We start from the raw sequence: 18,390 nt of genomic DNA on the forward strand, positions 1-18,390 counted from the left end.
AGGATGAAGAAAAAAACAATTTTATCAATAGTAGTTTTATTAGTTATAGTTTTAGGTATATTTGGTATAACTAAATTTGTTGGAGCTGAAGGTAATGCTGAAGGAGAAACTTTAGTGGTTACACATGAGTCAGGAGAAACAACAGTTAATAAAAATCCTAAAAGAGTAGTAGTATTTGATTACGGTATATTAGATTCATTAGATAAATTAGGTGTTGAAGGAATAATAGGTGTAGTTCAAGATGGAATTCCAGAATATTTAAGTAAATATGCTAGTGAAGAATATTCAAGTATAGGAACTTTAAAAGAACCAGATATGGAAAAAATATTTGAATTAACTCCAGATTTAATAGTAATTTCTGGTAGACAAGCTGATTATTATGAAGAGTTAAATAAAATTGCACCAACTATCAATTTAAGCTTAAATAATGAAAATTATTTAGAATCATTTGAAACTAATATGAATATATTAGGAGAAGTTTTTGGTAAAGAAAAGGATGTAGAAAAAGAACTTGCTACAATTAAAGAATCTATTCAAGAGTTAAATACTAAGGTAACAGAAAAAGGTATTAATGGCCTTATTGCATTAGCTAACGATGGTGCATTTAGTGTTTATGGAGCAGAATCAAGATTTGGAATAATCCATAACGGATTTGGTGTTACTCCAGTTGACACAACAATTGAAGGGTCAACACATGGACAAAAGGCTTCATTTGAATATGTAGTAGAAAAAAATCCAGATTATTTATTTGTTGTTGATAGAGCTGCTATTGCAGGAGGAACAACATCAGCAAAAGAATTATTTGAAAATGAATTAATGGAAAAAACAGATGCTTATAAAAATGGAAATATTGTTTATTTAGATCCAAGTATTTGGTATACAGCAACAGGTGGTTTTACATCAACAATGAAGATGGTTGAAGAAATTAATAGTGCTATAAAATAGGTTTAAAGACTAGTTACGTTTTAAGTAACTAGTCTTTTGTTATGTAAAAATTAATAAAATGTAAAATAGTTGATTATGATTAAAACAAATTGATATTTATGTATAAATAAGATTAAAAAAATAGTAATAATATATGAAAATGGAAGATAAAATAATAATTGACAAATAAAACCATATAAGGTATTATTGATAATAACTTTAACACTTTAATCTGCTAAAGGGGGCGATTTGAATTAAAAATATTATACCAGAAGGAATGCGAGATTTTACGGTTGATGAGTGTAAGAGAAGAAATAAGATTATAGAAACTATTACTGAAAGGTTTAGTAAATGGGGATATAGTGAAGTTTCTACTCCAATAGTTGAATATTATAAAACTTTCAATCATAAAACTCAAGATTTAAAAGAAGAAGAAATGTACAAGTTTTTTGATAGCAGAGGAAGAATTTTAGTATTAAGGCCTGATATGACTGTACCTGTTGCAAGATTAGTTAATACTAAATTAAAAGATATGAAGTTACCTCTAAAGCTTTTTTATAATGCAGAGGTTTTTAGAGTACATGAAAGCTTTGAGGGAAAGAGAAATGAATATTTAGATTGTGGAATAGAGTTAATTGGGGCATCTGGAGAAAAAACTGACTTAGAAGTGTTAGTGACTGCATTAGAAGTATTAAAGGCATTAGATACTAAAAAAGAATTTAAGTTAGAGATAGGTAATGTAAATATATTGAAATCAGCATTAAAAGATATGAATTTATCTATTGATAATCAAAATAAGGTTATTGAGTTAATTAATAAAAAAAGTTTAACAAGTTTAAGGGAATATTTAGATGATATAGAAATTAGAAAAGAGTATAAAGAATTTTTAAATAAATTTCCTTGGCTTTTTGGTGGTTATGAAATGATTAAAAAAGCTAAAGGTTTAGCATTTAATGAGGATATGAAAAAAAATATAGAGTATCTTGAAAACTTATATTTAAACTTGCAAAAGCTTGGATATGAAAAGTATTTATCTGTTGATATTAGCATGGTACCAAGAGTGAATTATTATTCAGGAATAATTTTTAAAGGATATGTAAAAGAAATAGGTTCAACTGTTATTAGAGGTGGAAGATATGATAATTTACTAGAGAGTTTTGGTAAAAGTATTCCTGCAATAGGATTTTCAGTAGATGTAAATTTGCTCATTGATTCTTGTGATTATGAAGAAAAAGTTAATTCAGAAAAAATTATTTTAAGTAAAGATAATTATTTGGAAGAATTAAGAAAAGCAATAAATAAAACTAGAAATGGCGAAAAGATAGAAATAATTTATAAATAGAATTAAAAGGTGTGGGTGATTTGATTAGTATAGCGCTTACAAAGGGTAGGATAGAAAAAGGAGCAATTAAGTTATTAGAGCAAGCTGGATTTGGAGTTGAAGAATTAAAAGATAAGGGCAGAAAGTTGATTTTTAATGATACCAAAGAAGATATACGATATTTTTTAGTTAAAGCAAATGATACTGTTACCTATGTAGAACATGGAGTAGCAGATATTGCAATAGTAGGTAAGGATACGTTATTAGAAAAAGAAGAAAATTACTATGAGGTATTAGATTTAGGAATGGGAAAGTGTAAATTTATTGTAGCAACATTACCAGGTACTAATATTTTTAATAAAATAGGCCATATAAAAATAGGTACAAAGTATCCAGCGGTAGCAAAGAGCTATTTTGAGGGCAAAGGAATGGATGTTGAAATCATAAAAATAGAAGGATCTGTAGAGCTTGCACCTATACTTGGAATTAGTGAAGGTATTGTAGACATAATGGAAACTGGTACAACATTAAAGGAAAATGGTCTAGTTGTTGTAGATGAGATTTGTGATATTAGTTCAAGAGTGATAGTAAATAAATCAAGTTTTAAATTAAAAAGAAATGAAATAAATAGTTTTATAGATAAAATAAGAGAAGTATGTAACTAATAGTGTTTATTATATAAAACTAAAGGGGGCAAGGTTAATATGATAGACATAATAGAATTGGACAATAAGAGTATAAAAGAAATTGTAAAATGTTTAAAAAAGAGAAATAACACAGCTGATGTAAGAAGAAATGTTGAAGATATTATTGAAGATATTAAGGAAAATGGAAACAAAGCGTTAAGAGAATATACATTAAAATTTGATAAAGCAGATTTAAAGGATTTTTTAGTTTCTGAAGAGGAAATTAATAATGCTTACAACAAATGTGATAAGTCAATATTAGAGATATTAGAAGAAAGCAAGAATAATATTACTAAGTATCATGAAAAACAAAAAAAGACAGGCTATCTTTATCAAAAGGAATTAGGAATTTATATGGGGCAAAGAATAATTCCTGTTGAAAGTACAGGGGTGTATGTTCCAGGGGGGAAGGCAGCATATCCTTCATCAGTATTAATGAATGTAATTCCTGCAAAGGTTGCAGGTGTTAAAGAAATTATAATTGCAACACCACCTAATAGTGATGGTGAAGTTAATCAAAATATATTAGTAGCAGCTAAAATTTGTGGCGTTAATAAAGTTTATAAAATTGGAGGCGCACAAGCTATTGCAACATTAGCTTTTGGAACAGAAAGTATTAATCCTGTGGATATGATAGTAGGGCCAGGAAATGCATATGTAGCAGAGGCAAAGAGGCAGGTATACGGAATTGTTGGCATAGATATGGTTGCTGGACCTAGTGAAATTTTAGTTATTGCTGAGAATGATGCAAATCCAAGATATATAGCTGCTGATATGATGTCACAAGCAGAACATGATGAATTAGCATCATCAATTTTATTAACAACATCTAAAGAGTTGGCTTTGAATGTTAAGAAAGAAATTAGTATTCAAATTAAAAATCTTTCAAGAAAAGAGATAATAGAAAAATCCTTAAGTGATTATGGAAAAATAATTGTGTGTAATGATATTGATGAGTGTATAAAGCTAACTAATTTAATTGCACCAGAACATTTAGAGATTTTACTTGAAAATCCTTTAGATTACTTAGATGAAATAAAAAATGCAGGTTCTGTTTTTTTAGGATCATATACACCAGAACCTATAGGAGACTATTTTGGTGGTACAAATCATGTATTGCCTACTAGTGGAACAGCAAAATTTTCATCACCATTATCAGTTGATACTTTTGTAAAAAAATCATCATTTTTATCTTATTCAAAGCGTGCATTATATAGGGATGGCAATAAGATAATAAAATTTGCAAACGAAGAAGGATTAACTGCTCATGCAAATTCTGTAAAGGTAAGATTAGATAATGAAGAAAATTAAAAGTTATAAAGGGATAATGAATGATGAATTTGGTATAAGAGTAAATGGTAATGAGAGTTATAAAAATATTACAAAGGATGAATTAAATGAGATTATTGAAGAAGTAAAAAAAATAAATTTTAATAGATATCCGGATAATGATTCTATAGATATAAGAAAAGCATATGCAAATGTAATTGGAGTAAGTGAAGAAAATATTATTGCTGGCAATGGATCAGATGAAATGATTTCTTTAATAATAGATACTCAAATAACTAAAAGGAAAACTGTATTAACTATTAATCCAGATTTTTCAATGTATGATTTTTATACTTCTTTAAATGATGGGATAATTAAAAAATATAATACAGAAAAAGATGGCGAGTTCTCAGTTAGTAAATTTATAACATATGGTAAGAAAGTGGAGCCAAAAGTTATTATCTTTTCTAATCCTAATAATCCAACAGGTCATGTAATAAGCTCAGAAGATATTATTTTTATTTTAGAATCATTTAAAGATACTTTAGTGGTAGTTGATGAAGCTTATTATGAATTTTATGGACAAAGTATGATTGGGTATATAGAAATGTATAAAAATTTAGTTGTTACAAGAACATTATCTAAAGCATGGGGATTAGCAGCACTAAGAATAGGATTCTTAATTGCAAATAAAGAATTGATTAAAAGCTTAAACTTAAGCAAGGTTCCATATAATTTAAATACATTTTCTCAACTAGTAGGATGTATTGTTTTGAGACATCCAGAAAGGATATTAAAAAATGTCGAAGAAATAGTGCATGAAAGAGAAAGATTATATAAAAGATTAAATGAAATACAAAAGAATAGTAATGATGAAATCAAATTTTATAAATCAAAGTCTAACTTTATTTTTGGTAGAACAAAAAATAAAGAAAAATTAAAAAAGGCGTTAGAGGATAAAGGAATATTAATAAGATATTTTGAAGATGATAGCTTTAGAATTTCAGTAGGTTCACCTTTGGAAAATGACTTTATTGTAAATATTATAGGAAATAATATGTGTGAAGTGAGGGAGAAGTGTGAAGAGAATATCTCAAATTAATAGAAAGACTAATGAAACAAATACTATTTTAGACATTGACTTAGATGGAGAGGGAATAAGTAATATACAAACTAATATAGGATTTTTTAATCATATGATTGATTTACTGGCATTTCACAGCAATATAAATATTAATTTAAATGCAGATGGAGATATTGATGTTTGTGATCATCATTTAATAGAGGATGTTGGAATTGCTTTGGGAAAATGCATGAATGAAGCATTAGGAGAAAGAAGAGGAATAAAAAGATATGGAACTTTTTTTCTTCCAATGGATGAAGCATTAGTAATGGTATCAGTAGATATTAGTGGAAGAAGTTATTTGCATTTTGAAGGGGACTTTAAAAGAGAAAATATAGGTGATTTTTCTACAGAAATGGTTAAAGAATTTTTTAGAGCTGTTGCCTTTAATGCAGGAATTACATTGCATATAAGGGTTTTATATGGTGAAAATGATCATCATAAAATCGAAGGGATATTCAAAGCTTTTGGAAGAGCATTAAAAGAAGCTATTACTATTGAAGGTAATAGCATACCTTCTTCTAAAGGTGTTCTTTAAAAAAATTAAAGAATTGTGGGAGGATATATGATTACAATTATTGATTATGGAATGGGCAACTTAAAAAGTGTATATAATGCTTTAGTTAAGATTGGTTTTAATTGTCGTATTTCCGGGGAAATAAAAGATATAGAAAAATCGGATAAATTAATATTACCTGGGGTTGGAGCTTTTAAAGATGCAATGGATAATTTAGAGAAAATGAACTTAATTCCTATAATAAATAAAAAGGTTAATGAGGGATGTCCATTACTAGGCATTTGTTTAGGAATGCAAATGCTTTTTGAAGAAGGATATGAAGGGCAGCCTAGAAAAGGTCTTGGTTTTATAGAAGGAGAGGTTAAGCTAATAGAACCAAATGAAGAAGTAAAAATACCTCATATAGGCTGGAATAGATTAGAAATAAACAAAAAAAGTAAAATATTTAACGGACTTAACGAGGAGAGTTTTGTTTATTATGTTCATAGCTTCATGTCAACAAATATGTCAGAGGATAATTTAATTGCATATTCAGAGTATGGTGGAATTAACATACCAGGAATGGTGAATAAGAGAAATATATATGGGGCACAATTTCATCCAGAAAAAAGTGGGGAAGTTGGATTAAGAATACTTAAGAATTTTGGGGAGTTGATTGTATGATTATAATTCCAGCTATAGATATTATAGATGGTAAACCTGTGAGACTTTATCAAGGTGACTATGATAAGAAGGAAATAGTAGGTAAAGATATATTAGAAATAGCTAAGAGTTTTGAAGAAACAGGAGCAGAATATATTCATTTAGTAGATTTAGATGGAGCAAAAGTTGGAAAATTAGTCAATAAGGAAATAATTATTAAAGTTGCTAAAGAGATAAATGTGCCTGTTGAAGTTGGTGGGGGAATTAGAACTTATGAAGATATTAAGTATTTAATAGATAATGGAGTAAGTAGGGTTATTTTAGGTACAGTTGCAATGGAAGATTCTGAATTTGTTAAAACTGTTGTAAATGAATTTGGAGAAAAAATTGCAGTTGGAGTAGATTGTAAGAATGAATATTTATGTGGAAGAGGTTGGCTTCAAGAGAGTAGGATTCATTATATTAGTTTTTCTAAAAAGATGGAAGACTTAGGAGTTAAAAATATTATTTTAACTGATATTAGTAAGGATGGAACTTTAAAGGGTACCAATATAGATATGCTTAAAAAGTTAAGTGAAAATGTAAAAATCAATTTAACAGCTTCAGGAGGAGTGGCTGGAAGTGATGATATTAAAGAACTTAAAAAATTAAATATATATGGTGTAATTGTTGGGAAAGCAATTTATTCAGGATACATAAATTTAAAAGAAGCTATTGATTTATGTAAAATAAATTCCTAAAAAGATTGAAGGTGAAAGTATGCATACAAAAAGAATAATTCCTTGTCTAGATGTAAGGGCAGGAAAAGTTGTTAAGGGTATAAACTTTGTAGGAATAAAGGAAGTTGGAGATCCTGTTGAGCTTGGGGAATATTACTATAAGCAAGGTGCTGATGAACTTGTTTTTTTAGATATTACTGCCACGCATGAAGGTAGAGGGATAATGGAAAAAGTAGTTGAAAGAGTATCAGAAAAGATTTTTATTCCTTTTACTGTAGGTGGAGGATTAAGAAATATTGATGATATAAAGAGAATACTAAGAGCTGGAGCCGACAAAGTGAGTTTAAACTCAGCTGCTGTAAGAAATAAGGAATTAATAAAAGAAGGTGCTTATTATTTTGGAAATCAATGTATTGTTTTAGCTGTGGATGCAAAAAAAAGAGATGATAATAGTGGTTGGAATGTTTTTGTGAATGGTGGAAGAATTGATACAGGGATAGACGCACTTAAATGGATAGAAGAAGCAACTAAATTAGGAATAGGTGAAATACTATTAACTTCAATGGATACAGATGGAACTAAGAAAGGCTTTGATTTAGAGCTTACTAGAAAGGTAAGTGAACTTACTAATGTTCCAGTAATTGCTTCTGGTGGATGTGGAGCATTAAAAGATTTTGAAGAGGTATTTAAAGATGGGATGGCAGATGCTGCATTGGCTGCTTCATTATTCCATTATGGTGAATTAAGTATTAGAGAAGTAAAAGATTATTTAAAACAAAGAAACGTTAATGTGAGAATGTAGTTATGTGATTTATTAATATGAAGAGAAGTAATTAATGGGAGGTGTGAAATGGAGAAAATAGCTTTAGATTTTGAAAAAGGAAATGGATTAATACCTACTGTTATTCAAGATTATGAAAGTAATGAAGTATTAATGGTTGCTTATATGTCTGAAGAAAGTTTAAAACTTACTTTAGAAAGTAAAAAAACATGGTTTTATAGTAGAAGTAGAAATGAACTATGGAATAAAGGGGTAACCTCGGGGCATTTTCAAGAAGTTAAAGAAATTTGGACAGACTGTGACAATGATACTTTATTAATTAAGGTAATTCAAAATGGAGCAGCTTGTCATACAGGTAAAAAGAGTTGTTTCTTTAGGAGGGTGTGTTAAATATGGTATTAGAAGATATATTTGAAATTATTAAAGATAGAAAAGAAAATGGAGAAGATGGGTCATATACTAAATATTTATTTGATAAGGGTACAGATAAGATATTGAAAAAAGTTGGAGAAGAATGCACTGAAGTAATAATTGCTGCTAAAGGTGAAGATAAAAATGAGATAGTAAATGAAATTTGTGATTTAGCATACCATGTACTTGTACTTATGGCAGATAAGGAAATAACCTTAGAAGAATTAAATGAACAATTAAAAATTAGAAGAAATAAGATTAATAATTTTAAAGGTGAAAGAAAAAGTATTGATAATGTTTAATCAATTTTAATTATTAAGGCGAGTGAATATATTTTCTAATTCAATAAAAAGATTTAATATATAAATTAATGCAAGATAGTTCAAATTAAAATTAATATATTAATGTAATAAGGAGCTAATGTTTTTATGTAAATATAAAAGCATTAGCTTTTAAAATATTTTAATGTAAAAAATATAGAATACATTAAATAAGAAATTAATGAATTTTATTAATTAATGTTTAAAATTATATATATAAGTTAATAATCACAATTGGTGATGTATTGTGATTAATATGTATAGGACATTGGTCAATAGCATAAAAGATGATGAAAATTTTAAAAAATGCAATAATAATTTTAATATAACTAAAGAAGATAAAGAAAAAGGTAAAATTGAATGCCCTAAATGTCATAGTGAAAAAGTGATTAAATTTGGATTTTATAATGGAATTCAAAGATATAAATGCAAGAATGAAGATTGTTGTAAAACATTTATTGATGAGAAAAGTAATCCTTTTAGATATTCTAAAAAGTTTAAAGAAAATTGGGAACAATATTTTGAACTTTTTATTAAAGGGTTATCATTAAGAGAATGTGCTGCTAAAATGGGAATTACGTTAGTAACGGCATTTTTTTGGAGACATAGATTTTTAGCAGATTTATGTGAAAAAAGTTATATCAAAAAAATAGGATCTTATGTTGAATTAACTAAATTGGTTTTATATGAAAATTTTAAAGGTGATAGAGGATATCATGGGGAAGAAAGAGATAAGATTATAGTTGTTAATGCATTAAATGATTATATGGATATAAGTTCAATAATTGCTGGTAGAAAGTTTTTAGGATTTTACGAAATTAGAGATAATATTATACCTAGAATAGATGCTAAAGCTTATGTAGTTGGATTCCAAGATAGTAGATTAAAGATGTTTGCTAATGCTTTAAATGAAATTAGGAATGTAAAGTTAAGAGAAGATATTAATGAGTTAAAAATAGATTTGGCATATTCAAATAAAGTGAAGAAATGGCTTATTAAATTTAATGGAGTTGCAAGTAAGTATCTGGATCATTATTTAAGTTGGAGAGCTTTTGAATATAAAAATAATACAGAATATGAAAGAAAGAATATATTTTCAATGAAAAAAGTATATTCTCAAATTAATGTAAAAGCTAAAATTAGCACATATATATCATGGGGAAATATAAAGAAAAGGACTATAGAAATATGAGTTATTAGATAAAATAAAAAAAGATAGATTTCTACTTATTATAATAATTTATTTAAGAATGTGATGTGAAATTTATAGCTTTTTATTGGGACACTATTTTCTATTTAGAGAATAGTTTATTTTTCATGTTTAAAATTGAAAAATATTTAGTGTTTGTAATACTTTTACATATAGAATTAAATTAAGATAGTATTTAGTGAAGGAGTGTATAATGTTAGATACTTAAGCGTATAGAGTAATGTTATATCAAAATGTTGTTAACAACATTTTGATATAACATTACTCTATATAGAAAAGAATATTAGTACTAAGAAGTTGTAGATTTAAGTTGTTGTTCAATGGCTAAATAACTAGAAATATTAATAAAAGATAATGAAATATTAAAATTAGGTATTCTGTAAAAAAAATATAATGTTATATGAGTATTGAATAAAAAAGTATTTACTAATAAGGCATAAGAAAAACTATGATATAATGAGATTAATACTGTTTGATATAAAAAATCAAAAGTTAATATAAAATTCAAGGGCAATAAGGAGAAATAAAATGATTAAAGCTGTAATTTTTGATTTAGATGGAACGTTGTTAGATACATTAGAGGATTTAGCTAATGCATGTAATTATGCATTAAGAAGTTGTGGATATAAGGAACATGCAGTAAAAGATTATGTGAGATTTGTTGGAAGTGGAAGATATGTTTTAATTCAACGTATATTGCCAGAAGCTGATAGAGAAAATAAAGATATAATCAATAAGGTTTTAGCCTTTTTTGATGAGTATTATGGAGAGCATATGTTAGATACTACAAAACCATATGATGGCATTAGTGGTATGATTGATGAATTAAAGAAAAATAACATAAGGCTTGCTGTTGTATCAAATAAGCCAGATGAGTTTGCAGGCGAAGTAGTTAAAAAGTATTTTGATGATAAATTTGAAATTACTTATGGACAGAGACCTAATCATGCGGTTAAACCAGATCCAAGAACTGTATATGAAGTTATTGACTATTTAAAAGTTAGTAAAGAAGAATGCGTATATGTTGGGGATTCTGATGTTGATATGCTTACTGCAAAAAATGCTAATGTTAAATCAATAGGTGTGGCATGGGGCTTTAGAGGAGAAGATGAATTAATAAATGCTGGTGCAAATCATATTATTCAAAATCCTAATGAGTTATTAGAATTAATAAAATAGATGATCAATAAGAAAATAAACTAGATTAATTAAAATCAATATAGGGTAGTTAGTAATAATAAACTAACTACTCTATATTTTTTACTTTTATTGCTAACAATATAAATATATTGACATTTTATAAAAAAAGAGATAGCATTAACATATTACCGATAGGAATAGTGGGTAATATCTAAAATGCTATAAAGAAGGTGAGTTTATGAAGATTTCAACTAAATCAAGATATGGAATAATTGCATTGATTGACTTGGTAATTAATTCAGAATATGGTTCTGTAACTTTGAAAGCTATATCAGAACGTCAAAATATATCAGAGAGATATTTAGAGCAAATATTTTCATTACTTAGAAAGTCAGGATTAATAATTGGGAAAAAAGGGGCTCAAGGTGGATATACTTTAACTAAACACCCAAATGAAATTACAATAGGAGAAATTTTAAAAGTCTTAGAGGGTGATTTACTTTTAATAGATGTAAAGGAGTATGAAGCAAATGAAATGGAGGGATTTGTAAATAGAGAAATTTGGAGTGAAATAAATAAAAAAATAAATGATTATTTTGAATCAATAACATTAGAGGAAATTGTTAATAAATATAAAAAAGAGAAAGTAGAAATTGTATATTATATATAATTTAAACTAGTATAATATATAATTTTGATGTAATATATAAATGGTATTTATAGACATATAGGAGGGCAAAATGAATAATACTTTTTTATCAGATTTTATAATGATAACAAATTTTAAAACCATAGCATTTATTGCTGTACTAGTAGCTATATTATTTGGTGTAAACCTTATGGCTAAAAAGAAAGTTAAATTTTCAACTAGAATGATAGTTTCTACTATCGCAGGATTAATTTTAGGAGTAATAATACAATTAGTAGCAGGACTGCCAAGTGATCCAAGCGAAGTTCAATGGATTAATGAAGTAAACAAGTGGTATGGACTTATTGGTTATGGATTTATGGATTTATTAAAGATGCTTGTAGTTCCTTTAATATTTGTATCTATTATCAGAGTTATTATAAATATGAAGGCTGGTGAGAATCTAGGAAAATTAACAACAAGATCAATTTTTACATTACTAGGTACTACTGCAATTGCAGCCATAGTAGGTATTATAGTAGGAAATTTATTTAAACTTGGGGTTTCTTCAAATGTAGTTCAAAGTACAAGTGAAATAAGAGAAATAACTCCAGTTGTTGATACATTAAGAGGATTACTTCCATCTAATCCTGTTGCGGCAATGGCTGAAGGTAATGTAGTTGCTGTTGTAATATTTGCAGCATTTATTGGTAACTCAATGAAGATATTAAATAAAAAGTACAGTGATGTTATTAAGCCTGTAACTGATTTAGTTAATGCTTCATATAAGATTATTACTAGTCTTGCTATGACTGTTATTAAATTTATGCCATATGCTGTAGTTGCATTGCTTGCGAATACAATAGCAGGAAGAGGACTAGCAGCAATAAAAGAAGTTGTTTGGTTTATAGTTGCACTTTACTTAAGTATTATTATAGTATTTATAATTCATTTAATAATTATAGCTATGTTAGGTTTAAATCCTATTACTTATGTAAAAAAGGCAATGGAACCTTTGATTTTAGCTTTTACTTCACGTTCTAGTCTTGGTACTTTACCAGTTACTATTGAAACACTAACTGATAAAATTGGTGTTGATAATGGAATTTCTTCATTTGTTGGAAGTTTAGGTTCTAATATGGGGATGAATGGATGTGCAGCTATTTATCCTGCATTAATGGCAGTTACATTAGCTAATATGTCAGGAACTAAAATGGATATTAGCTTCTATGGAATGCTTATAGTTATAATTGTAATTGGATCTTTAGGTATTGCTGGACTACCAGGAAGTGCAACAATGGCTGTTTCAGTAGCAATTTCAGGAATGGGAATGGGAGCATATTTCCCATTAGCAGGAGGAATAATAGCAATTGACCCTATATTAGATATGGGACGTACTATGCTAAATGTTAATGGAACAATGGTTACAGCAGTTGCTGTTGGGAAAAGTTTTAATAAAATTGACAAAGAAAAATATAATAGCAAATAAAATGTATATTTTGGAAGAAAGACCTCTGTAAAAGTGTTTACAGAGGTTTTTATTATGAATTTTATATAAAATTTTCGCGGAAAAAATAGAATATTAATATTAGTATCTTTTGATATAAAGCAAAATGTAGTAGAATAATAGTTATGTAACATAAATGGAATATATGTTAAATCTATGATGGGAGATAGAGGAATGGTAAACAAAAAGAAAAAGAAGAAAAAAGATAAAAAATCATTAGGCTATAAGCAGAGATTGAATTTAGTTTATTCTATTGTATTTTGCTTGTTAGGTTTTTTAGTTATTAGATTAGGATGGTTAATGTTAGTAAGTGGTAGAGCGTTAGAAGCTAAGGCAAATTCAGAGTGGCAAAGAGAAATCAGCGTGACTGCAACTAGAGGTGATATTTTAGATAGAAATGAATCAGTATTAGTATCTTCTGCTAATGTTTATAGACTTGATTTTGATTTGGATGCCATTAGAACTCATATAAAAAATAAAGATGTAACTAAAGAGGAAATTGCAACTCAAATAGCCTCTGTGGTAACAGAAGTAAGTTATGATGAAATTTTGGAAGCATTAAATAAAAAAAATAGTGATGGCAGTGATGCAACATACGCAAGACTTGCAAGAGGAATAACAAAGGATGTTGCAGATAGTGCAGATGATTTAGGTATATATGGATTAATTGTGTCAAGAGATGTTAAAAGATATTATCCAAATGGAAATTTCTTATCAACAGCTTTAGGTGGAATTAATTCTGAAGGGGTTGGATTAACGGGAATAGAATTACAATATGATGAATATTTAGCTGGTATTTCAGGAATGAAAATCGGAGCCTATGATAGTTGGGGAAATAGATTACCATTTGAAACATATAAATTTACACCTCCTGTAGATGGAAATGATATTATATTAACTATAGATGAAAACTTACAATATGTTGCTGAAAAAATAGCACAAAAAGGTTTAGAAGAGCATAATGCAAAGGGAGTTCATGTTTTAATAATGGATCCTAATAATGGAGAAATTCTTGCGATGGTAAATAAACCTGACTATGATCCTAATACGCCTTATGAAGGATATGAATCTTTTGAGGGTGAAACTGAAAATGATCAAATTCAAAATATGTGGAGAAATTGGCTGGTAAGTGATACTTTTGAACCAGGATCTACTTTTAAGACAGTTACAATGGTAGCAGCATTAGAAGAAGGTTTAGTAAGTGATGATGATATATTTGTTTGTAATGGATCAGTTAAGTTTGGAAATACAACTGTTCATTGTTGGAAGCGTGAAGGTCATGGAACTCAAACTTTAGCTGAAGTATTAAAAAACTCATGTAATGTTGGTATGATGGAAATTGGACAAAGACTTGGAATAGAAAAATTAAATAAATATATTTATAAATTAGGATTTGGAAAAACAACAGGAATAGATTTGCCAGGGGAAGCATCTGGTATAGTTAAATCAAGTGATACTGTATCAGCTATTGATTTAGCAACAATTTCGTTTGGACAAACTAATACAGTGACATCATTACAACTTATGACGGCATTTAATGCAATTGCAAATGGTGGTGATTTAATACAACCTCATATAGTTAAAGAAATTTCACATGAAGATGAAAGTGGAAATAGAATTATAGATGAGGAAATAAAGGCAGCTATAAAGACAGATGTATTATCAGATGAAAGTACAGCTTTATTAAGAAGTTATTTGGAAAGAACTGTAACTAAAGATGGTCCAGATGGATCTTTTGTTCAAGGATATAATGTTGGTGGAAAAACTGGTACAGCTCAAAAGGTTGACCCTGAAACGGGAACTTATTCAAAGGATAAGTATATTTCATCAATGATAGCATTGGCTCCAGTAGAAAATCCACAAATAACGGTATTTATTGCAGTAGATGAACCAAGTAATGGAGCTTATTATGGTGGTGAAGTTGCAGCACCATTAATGAAAGAATTATTTGAAGAAGTATTTAAGTATATGGATTCGCCACTTGCTAAAGAAAGATTTTCAATTTATAAGAATGTAATTATTCCTGATGTAAGAGGAAAATCTATAGAAGAAGCAAAAGAAATATTAAAAGCAAATAATTTAGAAGCTGAAGTAAAAGGAAATGGAAAGACTATAGTTTCTATGGATACTTATCCAGGAGCTACAGTTAAAGAAGGAACTACTATTACAATAACAGCAAAAGATAGTGGTCAAGTTGAAAAACAAGTAATAATGCCAGATTTAAAAGGAAATACAGAAGAATTCGCAACTTCTATCTTAAATAATTTAGGGTTGGTTTATGAATTTGAGGGAGAAGGAAATGTTTATTCACAAAGTGTTACAGCAGGTAATAAAGTAGTTAAAGGAACAAAAGTTACTATAACGCTTAAGAAAGAATTTGAATATTAATAAGTATATTCTGAGGAAGGTAATATGAAAAGTAATGGAAAAAATATAAAAAAGGGAAATGTGAAGAAAAAAAGACGTGTAAAACGTAAGCGAAGATATAAAGCTGTGAATTTATATATACTTTGCTCTGTTATGGCTTTAGTTGCTATTGGAATAATTATGGTTTTTTCAGCAAGTTATTATGATGCCTTATATAAACATAAAGATGTTTTTTATTTCTTAGGTAAAGAATTGACATGGGCTCCTATTGGGATTGTTGCAATGATAGTAATGATGTTGGTTGATTATCATGTGTGGAAAAAGTTCACTGTACTCGGATATGGGATAACGATTGTGGCATTAGTTGCAGTATTATTGTTTGGAGAAAATATTAATGGTGCAACACGTTGGCTTAATATAGCAGGTATATCTTTCCAACCATCGGAGCTTGCAAAATATATAATTGTATTTTTCTTAGCAATGATGATTGAAAAGTATGGACAGGTAAAAAAGAATTGGATAGTTCCATTAATATACTTAGGAGCCGCAGGTGTATTTTCTATATTAGTTTTTATGGAGAATAATTTAAGTATTGCAGCTATAATAATGTTTGTAGCATTTATTATGGTTTTTGTATCAGGAATGAATGGAAAAGAAACAATTGCATTAATGGGAGCTGGTGGAGTTTTAGGTGCCATGGGAATTTTTAGTTCTGATTATAGAAGAGAAAGATTTATGAGTTTTACAAACCCATGGAAATATGCTAATGATGAAGGGTATCAATTAGTTCATTCACTTTATGCAATAGGATCAGGTGGATTGTTTGGAGTTGGACTTGGCAATTCTAAACAAAAGGCATTATATATGCCAGAACCACATAATGACTTTATATTTGCAATAATAGCAGAAGAGTTGGGGTTAGTTGGATGTATTATAATTATGGCAATTTTTGCTGTATTGATTATTGCAGGTATTGATGTTGCTATGAAGGCTAAAGACAAGTATGGAAAGCTATTGGCAGCAGGTATTATTTCAGTAATAGCAGTACAGGTAATAATTAATATAGCAGTTGTTACAGGAAGTATGCCAGTTACAGGGGTGCCTTTACCTTTTGTAAGTTATGGTGGTACATCACTTGTATTTAACTTAGCTGCAGTAGGAGTATTACTTAATATATCAAGACAAACAAAAAGTCATAAAGATGAAATTCAAGAAAAAATAATTAAGAGTAAAATGAATGTTTAATAATTTAGAGGCTGCAAGTGTAGCCTCTTTTATTTAAAAAAATATGGTTAATATAGTAGAAGATATATTTTGATGGTTTTAATGGGGGGAAAATAATGGGTAGCAAATCAGGTGATTTAATTAGAAATACTATAATAATAGTTTTAAGTAGTATTATTTATGGAATAATTATTACTGGTTGTAGTGATAATACAAGTTTTAAAAGTACAGAATTAAACAATGTTTTTATTGATAATTTAAATATAGGAAGTTCTATACAAAATATTAATTTGAAAAAATATACAGAAAGTAATAGATATTCTGGTGACTATATGTGTAAATTTGAAGAACTTATAATTGATTCAGAAGATAATAAAGTTAAGTATTTATTTGGAAGATTTGATGAGAAGAGGATAGTTATATCTATAAATAATAAAAGAAATTTAAGCTATATATATGAAGTGTCAGAGATACTTGGATATAATTATAAAGAAAAGTGGAAAGATAGGGAACAGCAGTTAAAAGAATATATTTATTATGATAATATAAATGGTATAAAAGCTGAATTTATATATTCAGATTTTGATAGTAGTTTAGCTTGGGTTACTTTATCTAAGGTTAAAAATTATTAAATGTACATAATGGAAAATATTGTGTTGAAGATGATTAAGTTAGTTAGAGTAACGGGGGATGAGTATGTCAGGATATAGAAATTTGAGAGAGGTAAGATTAGTACCAATAGTTTTAATATTTTTAAATTTATTTGCTGTAGTAATTTTTTATTTAAAAAAAGCTGGGTTAAATTATAATTGGTTAAACGTAATTAATGAAACTGACTTCATTAATATAGGAACATTTTTATTATTATTTGTAGGATTTTTAATTTTGACTAATATTAAGGTAGAAGCTACTGAAGAAGTATCTGATTTTATAAATAAAAAATTAAGTTATATGAATTATTTAAATATTATCTATTTGATAATCGTTCTTATCGCTGTTAGGGATAAAATAGTAATGATGGCAGCATTTAATATAGAGGTATATTTATTAGCTATATATTTAACAACAAGAAATATGTATGCTGAAAGGCTTAGATATGTAAAGGGAGAATGTGAACATGTATTAAAAAAACAAGAAAGTAGCGTATGGTGGAGATGGAAAATATGGATTAATCCTTATGAAAAAGTAAAGTTTTCAGAAAGATTATCAGCAATTAAACTTTTTGATATCATTAGTATAATTATAGTTGCTTCTATATTTTCAAATAGATCTGTTGATGGAATAATATTTTTACTTCTTATAATTAGACCTATAGCTTTTATATTGGAATTAATAATTCCTGTACAAACATCTATTTGTGGTATATGTACAGATATAGTTGAAAAATCTGAAAGCAAAAGCTCTAGAATTTATTATGCAATTTATATAACTGATTACGAAAAGAAAAGAGAGTATATTCTTTATGTTAGAGATTATCCATATATTAGTAGTGGACAAAAAATAACGGTAGTGCATGGAGCCATATCTAAAAGAGCAATTTATGTAAAAGAGATGAATTTAGACATAAGATAAAAATTGCTTACTTAATGGGGAATTAAAAT

Annotated in this window: 19 protein-coding genes; all 19 read left to right on the forward strand. The window is 27.9% G+C overall.

Translation table 11 applies throughout. From position 1 onward, the window contains the following. The first annotated feature begins 3 nt into the window (after positions 1 to 3). The 19 genes from HCG70_RS06200 (at position 4) to HCG70_RS06290 (ending at position 18,361) form a co-directional block, all read left to right on the forward strand. Positions 4 to 945, forward strand: coding sequence for a siderophore ABC transporter substrate-binding protein (locus HCG70_RS06200; RefSeq protein ID WP_042400696.1), 942 nt, complete (start codon positions 4 to 6; stop codon positions 943 to 945). A 256-nt stretch (positions 946 to 1,201) separates the two neighbouring features. Then, entirely contained in the window at positions 1,202 to 2,266 is a 1,065-nt protein-coding gene (hisZ, locus tag HCG70_RS06205) for an ATP phosphoribosyltransferase regulatory subunit (RefSeq protein WP_042400693.1), read from the forward strand. Positions 2,267 to 2,286: 20 nt separating this feature from the next. After that, a complete protein-coding gene (gene hisG, locus HCG70_RS06210) occupies positions 2,287 to 2,910 on the forward strand; it encodes an ATP phosphoribosyltransferase (RefSeq protein ID WP_042400690.1) in 624 nt (207 codons plus the stop codon). Positions 2,911 to 2,949: 39 nt separating this feature from the next. Continuing rightward, positions 2,950 to 4,242: a histidinol dehydrogenase gene (hisD, locus tag HCG70_RS06215; protein ID WP_042400688.1), complete on the forward strand. Its 1,293-nt coding sequence runs from the start codon at positions 2,950 to 2,952 to the stop codon at positions 4,240 to 4,242. Then, positions 4,229 to 5,302, forward strand: coding sequence for a histidinol-phosphate transaminase (gene hisC / locus HCG70_RS06220; protein WP_055291205.1), 1,074 nt, complete (start codon positions 4,229 to 4,231; stop codon positions 5,300 to 5,302). Before hisD ends, hisC begins: the two co-directional genes overlap by 14 nt. Further along, positions 5,280 to 5,861, forward strand: coding sequence for an imidazoleglycerol-phosphate dehydratase HisB (gene hisB, locus HCG70_RS06225; RefSeq protein ID WP_042400681.1), 582 nt, complete (start codon positions 5,280 to 5,282; stop codon positions 5,859 to 5,861). Before hisC ends, hisB begins: the two co-directional genes overlap by 23 nt. Before the next feature lie 27 nt (positions 5,862 to 5,888). Further along, positions 5,889 to 6,503 carry an imidazole glycerol phosphate synthase subunit HisH gene (gene hisH / locus HCG70_RS06230; RefSeq protein ID WP_042400678.1) on the forward strand — a complete coding sequence of 205 codons (615 nt, stop codon included), beginning with the start codon at positions 5,889 to 5,891 and terminating at the stop codon, positions 6,501 to 6,503. After that, complete coding sequence (gene hisA, locus HCG70_RS06235) at positions 6,500 to 7,222, forward strand: 1-(5-phosphoribosyl)-5-[(5-phosphoribosylamino)methylideneamino]imidazole-4-carboxamide isomerase (RefSeq protein ID WP_042400673.1); 723 nt, start codon at positions 6,500 to 6,502, stop codon at positions 7,220 to 7,222. The genes hisH and hisA overlap by 4 nt, the downstream gene beginning before the upstream one ends. A gap of 19 nt (positions 7,223 to 7,241) precedes the next feature. Then, complete coding sequence (hisF, locus tag HCG70_RS06240) at positions 7,242 to 8,003, forward strand: imidazole glycerol phosphate synthase subunit HisF (protein ID WP_055276831.1); 762 nt, start codon at positions 7,242 to 7,244, stop codon at positions 8,001 to 8,003. Between the two features lie 48 nt (positions 8,004 to 8,051). Beyond that, positions 8,052 to 8,372, forward strand: a complete 321-nt coding sequence (hisI, locus tag HCG70_RS06245; protein WP_042400668.1) for a phosphoribosyl-AMP cyclohydrolase — start codon at positions 8,052 to 8,054, stop codon at positions 8,370 to 8,372. 2 nt (positions 8,373 to 8,374) lie between these two features. Continuing rightward, positions 8,375 to 8,695 carry a phosphoribosyl-ATP diphosphatase gene (gene hisE / locus HCG70_RS06250; protein ID WP_042400665.1) on the forward strand — a complete coding sequence of 107 codons (321 nt, stop codon included), beginning with the start codon at positions 8,375 to 8,377 and terminating at the stop codon, positions 8,693 to 8,695. A gap of 265 nt (positions 8,696 to 8,960) precedes the next feature. After that, positions 8,961 to 9,905 carry a hypothetical protein gene (locus tag HCG70_RS06255; RefSeq protein WP_052330726.1) on the forward strand — a complete coding sequence of 315 codons (945 nt, stop codon included), beginning with the start codon at positions 8,961 to 8,963 and terminating at the stop codon, positions 9,903 to 9,905. A gap of 546 nt (positions 9,906 to 10,451) precedes the next feature. After that, entirely contained in the window at positions 10,452 to 11,102 is a 651-nt protein-coding gene (locus tag HCG70_RS06260) for an HAD family hydrolase (RefSeq protein ID WP_042400664.1), read from the forward strand. A gap of 199 nt (positions 11,103 to 11,301) precedes the next feature. Beyond that, a complete protein-coding gene (locus HCG70_RS06265) occupies positions 11,302 to 11,733 on the forward strand; it encodes an Rrf2 family transcriptional regulator (RefSeq protein ID WP_042400659.1) in 432 nt (143 codons plus the stop codon). 70 nt (positions 11,734 to 11,803) lie between these two features. Next, positions 11,804 to 13,180, forward strand: a complete 1,377-nt coding sequence (locus HCG70_RS06270; RefSeq protein ID WP_042400656.1) for a cation:dicarboxylate symporter family transporter — start codon at positions 11,804 to 11,806, stop codon at positions 13,178 to 13,180. 192 nt (positions 13,181 to 13,372) lie between these two features. Then, entirely contained in the window at positions 13,373 to 15,586 is a 2,214-nt protein-coding gene (locus HCG70_RS06275) for a stage V sporulation protein D (RefSeq protein ID WP_221697566.1), read from the forward strand. A 24-nt stretch (positions 15,587 to 15,610) separates the two neighbouring features. Continuing rightward, complete coding sequence (gene ftsW, locus HCG70_RS06280; RefSeq protein ID WP_221697567.1) at positions 15,611 to 16,810, forward strand: putative lipid II flippase FtsW; 1,200 nt, start codon at positions 15,611 to 15,613, stop codon at positions 16,808 to 16,810. Between the two features lie 95 nt (positions 16,811 to 16,905). Beyond that, complete coding sequence (locus tag HCG70_RS06285) at positions 16,906 to 17,421, forward strand: hypothetical protein (RefSeq protein WP_042400648.1); 516 nt, start codon at positions 16,906 to 16,908, stop codon at positions 17,419 to 17,421. 64 nt (positions 17,422 to 17,485) lie between these two features. Beyond that, positions 17,486 to 18,361 carry a hypothetical protein gene (locus tag HCG70_RS06290; RefSeq protein WP_042400645.1) on the forward strand — a complete coding sequence of 292 codons (876 nt, stop codon included), beginning with the start codon at positions 17,486 to 17,488 and terminating at the stop codon, positions 18,359 to 18,361. The last annotated feature ends 29 nt before the right edge of the window (positions 18,362 to 18,390 follow it).

Source organism: Clostridium sp. K04, from assembly GCF_019734375.1.
Classification (GTDB): Bacteria; Bacillota; Clostridia; order Clostridiales; family Clostridiaceae; genus Clostridium; species Clostridium saudiense.